A 564-nucleotide genomic window follows, 5' to 3' on the forward strand; every position below is an offset into this window, starting at 1 on the left:
CCATCCTGGCCACGACTGCCCGAACATGAGGCGCATCCGCCTGTGAAAACAGCAGGAATGCCGGAGGGGATTTTGCCTTGTCTCCAAAACCGGACTTGAATGTTTCGCCATATTTGGGCTGCATGTATCCGTGCATGTATCCATCACTGACGCGCCGCCGGGGCGAACGCAAGAAAGCGCGCAAGAAAGCGCGCCGTCGCCCGTCCTGGCTGTCCTCGCCGCCGGAACCCGCACGGACGGGCGGCGTTCACCATGACGGCGACGCCTGACGCCGCGGGAGCCGTCTCCGCCCGGAAAGGCCCCTGTTCAGGCGCCGCCGGCGCCACTGGAATGCCTGGAGCGTTTCCGGCCATCATCGCGGCCATGGAAGCGCTCCATCTTTTTGGTTTGCGGCGCGCTCCCCCGGATGCATCCGCTCCGGACGCCGCCGCCGCAGGCTTCGGGGTACAGCGGCCCCAGGCCAGCCCACCCCAGGCCCACCCGCCCAGGCCCGCCCACCCAGGCGCGCAATGGCGCGCCCGGCGCCCCGGGGTCAGCCGTGAGGACGACATGATCGATCGTGAT

General features: G+C 68.3%; 1 protein-coding gene. It reads right to left on the bottom strand.

What is annotated here, in order from left to right; all coding sequences use genetic code 11:
- Positions 1–306: 306 nt before the first annotated feature.
- A partial coding sequence (locus AC4FS3_RS29240; RefSeq protein ID WP_491023455.1) for a hypothetical protein occupies positions 307–564 on the bottom strand: 258 nt, incomplete at its 5' end.

It is taken from the genome of Pseudogemmobacter sp. TB195, assembly GCF_058313095.1.